11 protein-coding genes and 1 pseudogene are annotated in these 13,839 nt (G+C 36.6%); 9 read left to right on the forward strand and 3 right to left on the reverse strand.

The window, feature by feature from the left end; genetic code table 11:
* Nucleotides 1-26: 26 nt before the first annotated feature.
* The gene (locus AC4HCY_RS11365) at nt 27-2,171 is read right to left on the reverse strand and encodes a YcdB/YcdC domain-containing protein (RefSeq protein WP_491094293.1); all 2,145 of its coding nucleotides are present in this window, start codon (nt 2,169-2,171) and stop codon (nt 27-29) included.
* A 189-nt stretch (nt 2,172-2,360) separates the two neighbouring features.
* Here AC4HCY_RS11365 and AC4HCY_RS11370 point away from each other — a divergent pair, with 189 nt between their 5' ends.
* The 4 genes from AC4HCY_RS11370 (at nt 2,361) to AC4HCY_RS11385 (ending at nt 6,712) form a co-directional block, all read left to right on the forward strand.
* The gene (locus AC4HCY_RS11370) at nt 2,361-3,008 is read left to right on the forward strand and encodes a hypothetical protein (RefSeq protein WP_323430471.1); all 648 of its coding nucleotides are present in this window, start codon (nt 2,361-2,363) and stop codon (nt 3,006-3,008) included.
* Between the two features lie 78 nt (nt 3,009-3,086).
* Nucleotides 3,087-5,147, forward strand: coding sequence for an S-layer homology domain-containing protein (locus tag AC4HCY_RS11375; RefSeq protein ID WP_491094294.1), 2,061 nt, complete (start codon nt 3,087-3,089; stop codon nt 5,145-5,147).
* Nucleotides 5,148-5,331: 184 nt separating this feature from the next.
* Entirely contained in the window at nt 5,332-6,273 is a 942-nt protein-coding gene (locus AC4HCY_RS11380; protein ID WP_323430469.1) for a S41 family peptidase, read from the forward strand.
* 157 nt (nt 6,274-6,430) lie between these two features.
* Complete coding sequence (locus AC4HCY_RS11385) at nt 6,431-6,712, forward strand: DUF503 domain-containing protein (protein WP_323430468.1); 282 nt, start codon at nt 6,431-6,433, stop codon at nt 6,710-6,712.
* 20 nt (nt 6,713-6,732) lie between these two features.
* On the opposite strand, the pseudogene AC4HCY_RS11390 reads toward AC4HCY_RS11385, so the two are convergent.
* Nucleotides 6,733-6,933 (reverse strand): annotated as a pseudogene (locus AC4HCY_RS11390) (AraC family transcriptional regulator); the annotation flags it as partial.
* Nucleotides 6,934-7,198: 265 nt separating this feature from the next.
* On the opposite strand from AC4HCY_RS11390, the gene AC4HCY_RS11395 reads away from it, so the two are divergent.
* Both AC4HCY_RS11395 and AC4HCY_RS11400 read left to right on the forward strand, forming a co-directional pair.
* A complete protein-coding gene (locus tag AC4HCY_RS11395; RefSeq protein WP_323430467.1) occupies nt 7,199-7,336 on the forward strand; it encodes a hypothetical protein in 138 nt (45 codons plus the stop codon).
* Nucleotides 7,337-7,675: 339 nt separating this feature from the next.
* The gene (locus tag AC4HCY_RS11400) at nt 7,676-8,845 is read left to right on the forward strand and encodes a dicarboxylate/amino acid:cation symporter (RefSeq protein ID WP_491094295.1); all 1,170 of its coding nucleotides are present in this window, start codon (nt 7,676-7,678) and stop codon (nt 8,843-8,845) included.
* 42 nt (nt 8,846-8,887) lie between these two features.
* Here AC4HCY_RS11400 and AC4HCY_RS11405 read toward each other — a convergent pair whose 3' ends face one another.
* Nucleotides 8,888-9,487 carry an NUDIX hydrolase gene (locus tag AC4HCY_RS11405; RefSeq protein ID WP_491094296.1) on the reverse strand — a complete coding sequence of 200 codons (600 nt, stop codon included), beginning with the start codon at nt 9,485-9,487 and terminating at the stop codon, nt 8,888-8,890.
* Between the two features lie 371 nt (nt 9,488-9,858).
* Between AC4HCY_RS11405 and AC4HCY_RS11410 the strand changes: the two genes are divergently transcribed.
* From AC4HCY_RS11410 to AC4HCY_RS11420, 3 genes are all read left to right on the forward strand, one after another.
* On the forward strand, nt 9,859-11,025 hold the full coding sequence (locus tag AC4HCY_RS11410) for an ABC transporter substrate-binding protein (protein ID WP_491094297.1): 1,167 nt from the start codon (nt 9,859-9,861) through the stop codon (nt 11,023-11,025).
* A gap of 202 nt (nt 11,026-11,227) precedes the next feature.
* Complete coding sequence (locus AC4HCY_RS11415; protein ID WP_323430463.1) at nt 11,228-13,084, forward strand: LTA synthase family protein; 1,857 nt, start codon at nt 11,228-11,230, stop codon at nt 13,082-13,084.
* A gap of 80 nt (nt 13,085-13,164) precedes the next feature.
* On the forward strand, nt 13,165-13,839 hold the full coding sequence (locus tag AC4HCY_RS11420) for a response regulator transcription factor (protein ID WP_323430462.1): 675 nt from the start codon (nt 13,165-13,167) through the stop codon (nt 13,837-13,839).

The following is a 13,839-nucleotide window of genomic DNA, read 5'->3' on the forward strand; positions in this document are numbered from 1 at the left end:
TGCGGCATTTGTCATTTAATTATATTTTATTTTTCAACCTTAAGAAAGTTTACTATGGTTGCTGCGGTCTCTCCTTTAGTGAGTTTATCTTCCGGCGCAAAGCTTCCGTCTTTACCCGACATGATATTGAGGCCGGATACTATTGCAGCAAATCCTTTATTATCTTGGGAAATCTTATCTTTATCCTTGTAATTTAGGTCGAAAATATCGGATTTTTTAGCAAGATAACCTAAGTTCATTGCATTTACTATCATTTTTGCAGCTTCAATCCTGCTTACTTCAGCATCCAAGTTTTTTTCTTTTTCAGCGATTATTTTTTTAGCTATGGCTTGCTTATAATACTCATCGTAATCTTCTGCGGATGAACCTGTCGCATAAGGCATCACTTGATAATAGGGCTGTAAGGAATTGATCAGGATTTTGATAAAATCCTTTTGTTTGATCCTTTCATCCGGTGTAAATTCCTTGCTGTCAGCTTCTATGATATTTGCCTCAAGCAATGCTAAAATATCTTTTTCGGCCCAATGTCCTTTTATATCTGTAAATATCATCTCTTGTTTGTCTTTTATAGCCTCGCCGTTATAATCCAACAGCGCTCCGGTTTTTGGGTCAAGCATGCCGGAAAAATCATCGAAGGCATAGACCAGCTTTATGACCCTGTTATTTGGATATTTGAGAGTATAATCGTAATGGATAATATATTTTAACTTGAATTCTACATTCTTATAAAGTGCTTCATATGCAGCATCTATGGATAGCATATCATCTGCTTTTGGAAACTCTAAGTCCATCCAATTGCTATAAAAGCTTGTAATTTCGCCTGTATAAGCATTGACGGTTACATTTAGGTTATTTCCCGGGCAAGATATGCCGTTGACCTTTCTTATGAAATTAAAGTTATAGTTTACAGGCTTTCCGATATTGCTGTTTCGAAAAATGTCAGATCTATATTCAGTCTGAGCAAATTTTTCCGGAGCTATCATGCTTAGGAATTTCTCTGCTGCTTCTTTAGACTTATCTAAGCTATATTTGGGATTTCCATCTTTAGATGCATTATCTGTAGTGCTGTCATACTTAGATATGCTTCTGACTTCTTTTGTTACTGCGTCAATGGAAATACTGATGTAAGCATACTCATTTTTCTCCGGATTGTTATAATTCCAGGAGAAGCTCCAGCTGGCATTAGTTCCGTTATAATCTGTGTAGAGGGAAGCAGCTTCTAATTTATATTTATCCTCTACTTTTACATATTTTTTTGCTATTTCTAAGGCTTGATCCTTTGTTATGAATTTTTTAGTGTTTTCAACCTCTTTTATCTCTTCGGGAGTCAAAACGGCAGCTTCTTTTGCCATCATTTCATTATTGGATGCGCCCATGTCAGATAGCGGGTCATAATATCCGTAGTTGATCACCTCGCCGGTTATGGCATCTATCGGCCTGCTTCCATTCTTAAAGGTATATACCAATTTGGCATTATTCTTTTTTGCTTTCTGATCATATTTGATCATATAAGCTAATTCTATACCGATCTTCTCATTGAAATTTTTTTTAGCTTTTTCTATGCTGATAGCCTTTGATGCATCAGGCAGAGCTTCTTTATTCCAGCTAAAATTATAGTTGCTTATTTCAAGAGTGTTCTTATCCACGCTCACATTGACTCCGTTGCCTTCAAAATCCAAGTTGTTGACTTTTCTTCTGAAATAGAAGTTATAGGCATTGATATCATAAATATATCTGGATTCATTGTAGCTGTCCTCTACAAGGGCCATCTCCTTGTATTTTTCGGGCTGAAGCTTTTTGACAAGCTCTTCAGCTGTTTTAAGTGCTTCTTCTTTTTTGTATTTTGCCAGCTTTGACGGATTTGCATACTCGTTCTTCCATTGATTCATGTATAAAACATCACCGGTTTCAGCATCCACATTTATGTTTATACCATGGCTGTTTTTTCTTGAGCTCCAGTTGAGCTGCCAATGCTTTGTCTCTTCCATGTTTTCATAATAGCTTTGATTGAAATCACAATCCTCTGTATTTATATTAAAACTATTTTTTGCGATTTCAATTGCTTTTTCCAGGCTAATCTTTGTCTGGCTTTGAGATGCCTCAGCCAAAACAGGCAGCATATTAGTAAATAATAGTGTCAGAGCCAGTACTAGTGATAAAATCTTTTTCATATTTATCCCCTTCCAAATTATTTCTTTGTCTAATTAGACTAATTTTGGAGTTAAAAGTTTCAAGATTTATATATTAGCATTGCAGATATATTATGCCACTTAAATATGCACCGGAGAATAGGTGAAATTGCTGCATAATAAACCAATTGATGGAAATAATTATTGTGAGAGCTTTTGGGAGGTGTAGAGTTGGCCAAAAAAGAAAAAAGCAATTTACGGGTTGCATCGGATGAAATGAGCTCCTCCGAAATACACAGTATTATTTTGCGCGGTGTGCTATATACCTTAAAAAGCATATTTACCAGCTACTATGTGTCTGAGAATATTGAAGCTCTTATGAGCTATATAAATGAAAAGAAGATAATAGATCCAAAAGAATATAAGAGGCTCTTGGCAGAAGCTAAGGATTTTTATCCTGTGATATTATGCGCTTTGTTCATAGCCCCTATAAAGAATACAACAAAAAACTATAAATTGAAAAGCTTGGCCAAGGATAAAAAGGATGAGCTCTTCAAAGAATTACATAAAATTTTTATGGACTTTTTTACAGATTGGCTGTGCAATGTGGAATTAGATCCTCTATTGTATTACAGAATAGGGCTTTCCTACAATAAGAGGTTTAATATTGGCCTGTATATTAAAAAGCAAAACTCATACTATCTTACCGAGATTGAAAATCAGATCCTCAATGGACAGATTCTGGATATACTATGCATTTATATGATTGAAGAGGTGGCAATACAATTAGGCATAGCAGGCTTGGATTATATTGATTACTATAAGAACGTAAATTGCAGCATAAATAATGATAGCCTTCAAGATAGCATAATAATTTAGAATGGGGAATAATACCATTAAAAAATAGTTTACATAATGCTATAATATATTGTATATATAACTTGAAGGAGGCAAAAAATGTATACCAAAAAAGGCTTATGTAATTCTATGCTTATAATCTTGCTTATACTTTCCATCGCTGCTATACCGGTATTGTCAAATGCAGCTGCAGAAGTCGGTACATACACTGAAATAAGCTCGGAAAAACTAAGCAATGAACTGTTTCAACCCCAAGTGCCCGAGATTTCATACAAGGATGTTAAAGGGCACTGGGCAGGAAACTATATGTCAGAATTAAGCTATATGGAGATATTAAAGGGCTTTGTTGATAATACAATGAAACCCAATAAGACAATAACAAGATCAGAATTTATAACTATGATCGCAAGGGTCATGGATCTGCATGAAGACTCCGCGAAATACTCTAACTATGCGGATGTTCCTGCAACCCACTGGTCTTACAATTACATTAACAATGCAAAAGCTTACGGATTGTTGGACGGCTTTACCGGAACAAAACTATATCCGGATAAGGTAATAACCAGAGAAGAAATGGCTGTAATAATATCCGGAACACTTCCAAGCGGTTATAAAGCGGACAAGCCTATGAGCTTCAGTGATGTAAAAGACGATCATGTTAACAAAACCAGCATTGATAAAATATCATCAGCCGGAATAATAAATGGTTTGCCTGACGGAACTTTCTCACCTAAAGGCAGTGCTACCAGAGCAGAAGCTGCCGCAATGATATACAGGCTTATTCATTTAAAATCCCAGACGGAAGAAAGCGGGCTTTATGATTTTGTGCAAAAATATGAGACAAGCTTGATATCAGCAGCAAACGAAGCCGATGTTGAATTGACGGGGGCTTTTGAATATTCAATCGGCAAAGAAAAAGCATTGAATCAAAAGCGCACAGAGGTGATCTTGAATTTAAAGAAGACCAATACAAATGTAAGAAGAAGTATAAGCGAAATGAAAGTTTACGTTTTGCAAAGCTCCTTATACAAATATACCCTTGAAATAGATTATGTGCTTTCTGTAGAAAGCGGAGCCTTTAAGAAAAGTGAATACAATATGAGAAAGAATCTCAGCGTGACAAAGCGAGACGGGCACTTGGTAGTTTTTGATTCGTCCCTTGATTGCAATCTTATAAGCAAGCAGAAAGACGAAAAAGTGAATTTGACCTGGCAGTATGTATATAGCAAAACACCGGATATGACTGGTGAGAAAAAGATAGCCGGTTTAAATATTCTGTCTCCTACCTGGTTTGTGCTTCAGAATGAATCAGGGGATATCATGGACAAGGGAGATATAAATTACACAAAATGGGCCCATGAAAATGGTTATAAGGTTTGGCCCCTTTTCGGAAATGATTTTGATCCGGATTTGACAGGAAAGATACTGGGAGATGCGGATAAAAGATCAAGGCTTGCGGACTCTATTGTTGAATATAGCATCAAGTATAATGCCGACGGCATAAATATGGATTTTGAAAATATGCGTACATCAGACAGAGATAATTATACTTTATTTATTAAAGAATTATCAGCCAAAGCAAAGGCAAAAGGGTTGATTACTTCTGTCGATGTCACTACCATCAACCAATATTCCAGCTGGTCTACATGCTATGATAGAAAAGGTTTGGCCAAGCATGCAGATTATATGATACTTATGGCCTATGACCAGCATTGGGAAGGAAGTCCTGTAAGCGGCTCTGTAGCCCAGCTGAGCTGGGTTGAAAGCAGCTTGAAGAAAGTTATTGAAGAGGTTCCTCAAAATAAGCTCATATTGGCAGTGCCATTCTATACAAGGCTTTGGAAGGAAGCATATGTGGATGGAAAGACGGTGGTGACTTCCCAGGCTGTATCCATGGAGACTGGAGAAAAAGTAATAAAAGATAATCAGGCATCTAAAATATGGGATGAAAAGAGCGGGCAATACTATGCAGAGTTCAAAAAAGATGGTGCTTTGTATAAGATATGGCTGGAAGATGAGAATTCAATAAGGCTCAAAGCGCAGCTTGCCAATGAATATAACTTGGCCGGGGTTGCCTCCTGGAGAAAAGGCTTTGAGAAGCCGGTGGTTTGGGAGGTAATATATTCTGTTCTTAAGGCGGCATCATTATCCGATAGCTAATCGCCGCTTATTGATATAAGCGGTGCCAGGCTCGCGGAAAAGTATTCTGAAGTTCAAGGGGAGGCATATATTCCTTTTGGACTTTAGAATACTGTTAATGATGCTGCTTTAAAAATTTTGATTAATATATGGTAAATAGGCAAATAATTAATGTGGGGATATTTATCAGCGGAAGGTGAAACATTTGAGGGATAAAACAATTGTTGAAAATGAGATTACGGCGCCTAAGAAAAGGCGGCCAATGCTTTTCATATTTACAGTCCTGGTATTTTTTGTGATCTATAAGTTTTCATTACTGAATTATTTCGGTTTTGTCAGTTACTCGGATGCAAAAAATATAATCAGAGACTTTGAAAAAAATTATTTATATAATGAAGTATTTTTTAATAAAGAATACATTGAACTAAAAAATAATATTTTGAAGCCGCCTTTTACATCCAAACAAAAAATTGATACGCTTATTAAGCTTTCAAGGCAGCTATCCGGGGATAATTATACTAATTTCAGCTACGCCGATCTGATGAGAGGGAAGATTAAGTACTCATTATATAAAAAAAATGAGATACAAAGCAAAAAAATTGATGAAAAGACTGGCTATGTAAAGCTTTCAAGCTTTGGGGAGAATGCAGAAAAGAAGTTTTTCAAGGCTGTGGAAAAAATGGAGGGAATAGAATACCTGATATTGGATTTGAGGGATAATCATTTGGGTTATTATACTGAAGCCATAGAGATTGCTGATGACTTACTTTCGGGCGGCTTGGAAATAGCTGCTATAGAATCTTCAAATTCAAGGCACTATTACAGCTCTGATGATTTTTCCTATGGCTTTAAGAAAATATTTTTGCTGTTGGATGAAGGAAGCGCATGCAATACAGAGATGTTTGCGCTGGCCTTAAAAGAAAATATGGGCGATAAAGTAGAGCTTATCGGCAAGAAAACCAAAGGTATGGATATAGGGCAGGTTTATAAAACCTACTATAATAAAATCAACTTCAGCATTTCGGCATATAGATGGAATGTTAAGGGAAAGGCCTCCGAAAGCCTGGCAAGCTATTTAAGCAAATATAATAATATTGCATTAAGCAGCTTGGAAGATTATATAAAAGCAGCAGCAAGCATGAAATAGTTCTTCATCTGCTGCTTCTCTTTCTTTTCCGCTTGCTTCGAATATTCACATTATCCTCTATGTTCATACTATCTGCAGCATATTATACTATAATAGTATATATATCAAAAAGTTAAATAAGAATATGCTTAATAAAGCATGATATGAAGGTGAGAAAATGATTATTGCTTCAGGCAGGATCTATTTATATGCCGGCTGGGTGCATTCGCTTAAAGAAAAAAGAATGGTGGTAAAAAGCATCATAGATAAAGTGCGGCATAGATTTAACGTATCTATTGCAGAAATAGAAAATCTGGACATGCACCAGTCGATTGTTATAGGAATAGCTTGCGTAAGCAATAGCAGCAAGCATTCCAACAGCTGTATTCAGAATGTAATCGATTTTATAGAACAAAATACAGACGCAGTTTTGGAGAGCTTTGAAATAGAGATACTATGATTCATTGCCCATATCTGCGGAATAACTTCAAAAGCTGCCAATGTCAAACGTCTACTCCTAATATATTCAGATAATGGCTTATCGGCAATATATGAAAACATTCTTTGAAAATTATAAATAGAACATTGAGCAATCTTTGAAATAGTATCATAGGATATTTCACCTGCAAGATTTTCCTCTATGTAGTTTATCGCCTCATTAAGCTGTTTAACCCAATCCATTTTTTCCCCTCCTGGTTCAATCATATCTTTTTTAGAATTAGTCCACTCGACATTTGATGCCGGATTTTGCAGTCTGATTTCTTCATTTACTGTATCATTACTAAATTATTATACAATATTTAACTCTACTGATATAGAATATCATGGATATATAAGAAAATAATAAACTGGGAAGCATTTTAAATACAAGGAAGTGGCTTTTAGTGGCCAATAATAGAAAACCCAATAGATTACGCCTTATTTATTGCAGAACGCTTATAATCCCATGAATTGGTATCCTTGGAGCGAAGATGCATTTGTTAAAGCAAAGACAGAGACAAGGCATTGGATTTTCCGAAAAGCATTATTGAGGCTTTATCAAGGCCGGAAGCAGAAGAACTTGGTGCATAATAACAAAAGATGAGGGTGAGGAAGGTAAGTTTTATTTATGGGATAAAAAATAAGTAATATATATTAGGCGAACAAGATGACGATTTATTTTGTGAAATGTATGCAAGGGAAATATCTGCAGTAAATAGATTAATAATATAGATGAATTTTGCAAGCTGATATTGAGTAAGCTATATGCGTAAATATTTTTGGCATTCAGAATACGAATACTTATTGAAATGCCATAAAATTAAGAAAACAATAAAAGTAAAATATTGCAGTAAAATCCGATAGACTATTAAACCAATATTATATATAATGTTGCAGGCAAGCGTTGATAGCCAAACGCAAAATTTGACAAGGAGGATAACTAATGAAAAAATTTGGATTGTTGCCTAGATTAATAATTGCAATAGCAATCGGTATATTAATAGGCAGTATTGCGCCTAAATGGGTGATACAAGTGCTGGCAACCTTCAATGGAATTTTCGGCAATTTTCTTGGCTTTGCGATTCCATTGATAATCATTGGATTTGTAGCTCCTGGAATAGGAGATTTGGGTGCCGGAGCGGGTAAGCTTTTAGCAATAACTGCAGGGATAGCCTATGTTTCTACAATAATTTCCGGTATGGCAGCTTATTTTACATCCTCAGCAGTTCTTCCGATGTTTTTAAAGCCCGGAAGTCTTGTTGTAAATGCTGCAAATCCTGAAGAGGCCTTGGTACCGGGATTTTTCTCAGTGGATATGCCGCCGATCTTCGGAGTTATGACTGCACTTTTGATTGCTTTTACGATTGGTCTTGGAATTTCAGTCATTAAAGGAGATACAATAAAAAAGTTCATGAGTGAATTCCAACAAATAATTGAGAAGCTGATATCAAATATAATAATACCTCTTTTACCCGTTCATATATTGGGTATATTTGCTAATATGACTCATGCTGGTCAAGTTGCAACGATAATGTCAGTTTTCGCCAAAGTTTTTGCGATGATAATAATCCTTCATATAGTGATATTGATATTTCAATATATCATTGGGGGTACTTTGGCAGGGGGAAATCCCATAAGGTTGTTAAAGAATATGCTGCCTGCATATTTTACAGCCATAGGAACCCAGTCTTCTGCGGCGACTATACCTGTAACTCTTGAACAGGCCAAGAAAAACGGCATTCAAGACGGGATAGCTGACTTTGTAATACCCCTTTGCGCTACGATTCATTTATCGGGAAGCACTATCACTTTAGTAAGCTGCGCTATGGCGGTAATGATGCTAAATGGAATTCCCATAAATCTTGTAAATATGTTTCCATTTATATTGATGCTGGGTATTACAATGGTAGCTGCACCCGGTGTACCTGGAGGCGCTGTCATGGCTGCCTTGGGGCTTCTCGAATCCATGCTTGGGTTTAATTCGACCCTGTTGGCTTTGATGATTGCGCTGTACTTGGCCCAGGATAGCTTTGGCACAGCCTGCAATGTAACCGGGGACGGCGCTATTGCACTTATGGTAAACAGGATATCCGGCTATAGGCTTAAAAAATAATAATAAAACCTCTTTGCATTTCCAGCAGAGAGGTTTTATTATTCAGCGGATGTTTTTAATAAAATCATAAGTAATCCTTGCAGTTATACCCCAAATTACTCTATCGCCAAAGATATAGAAATATACAGGATACCTGCCCTTTGCCCATTTGTAGTCCTTTCCTTTTTGTATTAGGTCATAAGGGAAATCATCTTTGGGCTGCATATTGACATCCATGTAATGGCAAAATGGATCATTGGACAAGAAAAATGACAAAGGTACAGTAAATACTTCCTTTACTTCGTCGTTAAAGGTGCCTTTATAATCTTTCACTGTTCCTATGTAAGGATATATTATAGTATTGAAAGGTGTAACAAGTATATCGGAAGCCCCAATGACCTCAATGCTTTCAGGCGCTATCAACAGCTCTTCCGCAGTTTCTCTGATGGCTGCATTTTCTTTAGATTCGCCTTTTTCAATCCGCCCACCGGGAAAGCATATTTCATTAGGTTGATTTTTCAAGCTTTCTGACCGAATCTCGTACAGAAGGCATAGATCATTTTCGCGTTCCAATATCGGTATCAACACGGAAGATTCATTATAATGATCGCTGTCGGAAATGCTGACAGCTTTATTCTTAAATTTCAATATCATATCTAACATAACTGTAAATTTCCTCACGTATACTCTAATGGTAATCATTATTATTATTATATCATAAAAGTTTAGAAATTGGAGGGCTGTGCGCAATTTTATTACTGATGTCCGCAATACACATAACATTTTTTATAATATACATATTGTCAAATTATTATACAAGTGGTAATATGGTTAATAAATATTTGGAATTAGGGCCAATAAATACAAATAACTTGATTTGTCCGCTAACGGCGAATGTATTAATATGCATTATTTAAGGCTTCTCTGATTTCTATGATGCTTTACAATGAAAGCCTTATCTAACATCTTCAGGAAACTTACTATGCCCATTAAAAGTGGCATAGCTAAGATAAAAATGAATGAGGAGGAGAAAAATGAAAAAAGTTAGCCTTATATTAGTCATTGTTCTTATTCTTTCCTTTACACTTGCCGGTTGCTCTAAACCGGAACAACAGACTGCAGGCGAAGGCGGAGATGTGATAAAAATCGGCGTATTTGAACCTATTACAGGTGCAAATGCCGGTGGAGGAGCTCTTGAAGTAGAAGGAGCTAAGCTTGCAAACAAATTATATCCGGAAGTATTGGGGAAAAAAGTAGAGCTTGTTATTGTTGATAATAAGTCTGAGAAGGTTGAAGCTGCAAGTGCTGCAGCCAGACTTGTTGAGAAAGAAAAGGTTGTTGCCATAATCGGAAGCTGGGGAAGCTCGCTGTCTATGGCAGCAGGAGACATTGTCAAAAATGCTAAAGTTCCTGCAGTTGGTGCTTCTTGTACGAACCCATTGGTTACGCTGAATAATGATTATTATTTTAGAGTATGCTTTATAGACCCCTTCCAGGGAACGGTTATGGCAAATTATGCATTCAATAAATTGGGCGCTAAGAAAGCTGCAATAATTCAAGAAGTTTCCAATGACTATTCTGTCGGACTTGCAAAATTTTTCGTTGATTCCTTTAAAGAGCTTACAGGGGATGCCAATTGTATAGTAGCTTCTTCAAACTACAACACAGGTGATCAGGACTTTACAGCACAGTTGACAAATATTAAAGCTGCAAATCCCGAAGTAATATTTGCACCGGGCAACTTTACCGAATCGGCTCTTCTTATTAAACAGGCAAAGCAACTGGGTATCAATGTGCCCATAATAGGCGGAGATACTTGGGAAACACCGGAATTCATAGATATCGGGCAAGCTGATGTTGAAGGAACTGTATTCTCAACCTTCTTCGCTACAGAAAAACCCATCACTGCCGAGTCCGAAAAATTCCTTGCGGAATACAGAAAGGAATATAATAAAGAGCCTGCAGCAGTTACAGCTCTTGGCTATGATGCATATATACTTATATTAGATGCCATAAAGAGAGCTGGCAGCGCAGACCCCGTAAAGATAAGGGATGAGATCGCCAAAACAAAAGATTTCATGGGAGCAGCAGGAGTCATAAGCCTTGACGAAAACGGAGATGCGGTTAAGGATGCTGTTATAAAAGTTGTAAAAGGTGGCAAATTCACATATATGGATACAGTGAAGCCTGTAAATAAGTAAATATAATGATTTAAAGAGACCGGATTTACCGGTCTCTTTAAATTAGATGCTGTAATACTGAATAATACCAGATAAACCAAGGCAATCATAATGAATGGACAAGAATATACCCAAATAAGCCCATTTACTAGCATTGTAATTATGCAAGCCATAGTATAAAATTATGAAGGTTATTATTTTATATAGTTGAAGAGGTATGAACATGGCAGTAATAGTTTCAATCTTTATTATAACTACGCTTATAAAGCTATTATATTTCAATTATTTAATTGGAGGTACTATAGGTGCTTCTTATGGACTTTTAATATCATCCATAGGAGCCATGATGATACTTATTTGCTTAATTTCTATTGTTAGTAAACAGTATAGGATAAAAGTGCTTATCTTTTTTGATGGGATAATCACATTTATTGCTGTTTCCGATTTGCTTTTCTATAGATATTTTAATGATGTGATCACGCTGCCTATGGTAACTCAAATAAAAATGGCGGGTTCGGTTTCTAGCAGCATATTTAATCTTTTCCATATTTCTGATGTACTATTTATCCTTGACTTTTTGCTCCTTATGCCATTATTAAAGAAAATCAGATCAGGACAGGAGACAACAAAACATGGCTGGATCTATAGGGTGTCATTATCTCTCGTGCTTTTACTTTCTGGTATATTTCTTTCGTACCGGGGCATTGCCATATTGGAAAAGGGACAGCCGAATATTTTAACTACATTTTATGATAAAGCATATATTGCACAAAATATTGGTTTGATAAACTATCATGGTGTGGATGCGTTTAAGTTTTTTAAAGAAGGTGTAAGGGGCAAGAAAGAGCTGACCGATGATGAAAAAGCTAAAATAAATGCATGGTTTAAAGAAAAACAGGCATATACGCCTGACAAGCTTGAATATTTTGGAGCCGCTAAAGGAAAGAATGTTATTGTCATACAAGTGGAAGCGCTGCAGGAATTTGTAATAGGAAGGAAAGTTAATGGCAATGAGATTACTCCAAATCTGAATAAGCTTATTAATAAGAGCATATATTTTGAGAACTATTTCTGTGAAACTGCTGCAGGGGGTACATCAGATGCAGAGTTTCTTGCAAACAACTCCCTTTATCCATTAAAAACCGGAGCAGTTTTTATGAAGTATCCGGGCAATTACTACTTTGCCTTGCCTAAAGTTATGAAGGAGCAAGGATATGCTACTGTTGCCATGCATGCTTATAAGCCGGGATTTTGGAATAGAAGCGTTATGTACCCTAATATGAGCTTTGATAAATTTTTCAACAAAAATGATCTTATTCCTGATGAGATAATAGGAATGGGGCTAAGTGATAAGTCATTTTTCAGACAGTCTCTGGATTATTTAAAAACTGTAAAGGAGCCGTATTACGCTTTCATGGTTACGCTTACAAGCCACTATCCATATGATAATACCGAAAGCTATCATAATGCTTTAGATGTCGGAGATTTAAAAGGAACCTTTATGGGAAATTATCTTGAGGCCATACATTATGCTGATGAATCGCTGGGTTACTTGATAGACAGACTGGAGAAAGAAGGCATGATGGATAATACTGTTGTCGCTGTATATGGAGATCATTATGCCGTATCGAAGGATAAAAAGAATGATCTGGCCCGATTGCTTAATATCGATGACATGAATGATTATATGTGGGTAAAGCATCAGAAAGTTCCGCTTATTATTCATCTTCCAGGCGGCCAAGGCGCGGGTCGCAGGCCAATAGCAGGGGGAGGTTTGGATTTTATGCCTACAATTTTAAATATTATGGGCGTAGACGGCAGAGCCATTCCAATGATGGGCAGAGACCTTCTCAACTCTCCTCATGGTATGGCAGTTATGAGAAATGGATATTTTATAGATGATGATTATTTGTGCCTCACTGCTGACGGAGCAGCCTTTAAACTAGACGATGGAGAGTCTTATCCTATAGAGAACTTGAAGAAAAAGATTGAAGATATACATACGGAATTGGACATATCTGAGAAAATAATAGAGAATGATTTGATTGAAGAAATAAGAAATTATTTGCTGAACCAATAGAGCATTGAAGACCTGTGATGCAGGTCTTTTTATATTTGTATTGAATATATAGGTATGCAAACACTATGTGAGAAGGTGATATGATGAATGTTTTGATTGTAGATGATGAAAAGCTCATAGTAAAGGGTCTTAAATACAGCTTGGAGCAGCAGGGGTATAAAGTTTTCGCAGCTTATACGGGTTATGAAGCTATGGAGCTTATTGAGAAAAATACTATGGATTTTATTATATTGGATCTTATGTTGCCTGATGCGGATGGAATGATGCTATGCAAGAGGATCAGGGCCGATCACGATATACCCATTCTCATGCTGACTGCTAAAGATGGTGATTATGACAAAATTTTAGGCTTTGAGTTCGGCACAGATGATTATATGACAAAGCCGTTTAATACTTTGGAGCTGATCGCAAGGGTAAAAGCTATCATGAGGAGAGCAGGAAAGATTGGAGAGGGAAAAGTCATAGCGTCAGGTAGTCTGGAAATCAACTGGGATGAACGGAGCGCATATGCAGAGGGCAAAGAAATAAACCTTACAGCCAAAGAATTTGATATGCTTTATTTGCTGGCAAGCAATCCTGGCAGGGTATTTACCAGGGAGGAAATCTTTAGGCAAATATGGAAAGAAGACGCTTTTGACGTAAGAACCATTGATGTTCATATAAGAAATCTAAGGGATAAAGTTGAGCAGGATGCAAAACATCCAAGGTATATAATGACTAAATGGGGGGTGGGTTATTATTTCAATAAAGGCTAA

The organism is Lutispora sp. QWL-02, assembly GCF_058315355.1.

What these genes read in the sequence shown, in the direction of transcription:
- AC4HCY_RS11365 (WP_491094293.1), bottom strand. Translation starts at nt 2,171, where the DNA reads ATGAAAAAGATTTTATCACTAGTACTGGCTCTGACACTATTATTTACT.
- AC4HCY_RS11375 (WP_491094294.1), top strand. Translation starts at nt 3,087, where the DNA reads ATGTATACCAAAAAAGGCTTATGTAATTCTATGCTTATAATCTTGCTT.
- AC4HCY_RS11385 (WP_323430468.1), top strand. Translation starts at nt 6,431, where the DNA reads ATGATTATTGCTTCAGGCAGGATCTATTTATATGCCGGCTGGGTGCAT.
- AC4HCY_RS11395 (WP_323430467.1), top strand. Translation starts at nt 7,199, where the DNA reads ATGAATTGGTATCCTTGGAGCGAAGATGCATTTGTTAAAGCAAAGACA.
- AC4HCY_RS11400 (WP_491094295.1), top strand. Translation starts at nt 7,676, where the DNA reads ATGAAAAAATTTGGATTGTTGCCTAGATTAATAATTGCAATAGCAATC.
- AC4HCY_RS11405 (WP_491094296.1), bottom strand. Translation starts at nt 9,487, where the DNA reads ATGTTAGATATGATATTGAAATTTAAGAATAAAGCTGTCAGCATTTCC.
- AC4HCY_RS11410 (WP_491094297.1), top strand. Translation starts at nt 9,859, where the DNA reads ATGAAAAAAGTTAGCCTTATATTAGTCATTGTTCTTATTCTTTCCTTT.
- AC4HCY_RS11415 (WP_323430463.1), top strand. Translation starts at nt 11,228, where the DNA reads ATGGCAGTAATAGTTTCAATCTTTATTATAACTACGCTTATAAAGCTA.
- AC4HCY_RS11420 (WP_323430462.1), top strand. Translation starts at nt 13,165, where the DNA reads ATGATGAATGTTTTGATTGTAGATGATGAAAAGCTCATAGTAAAGGGT.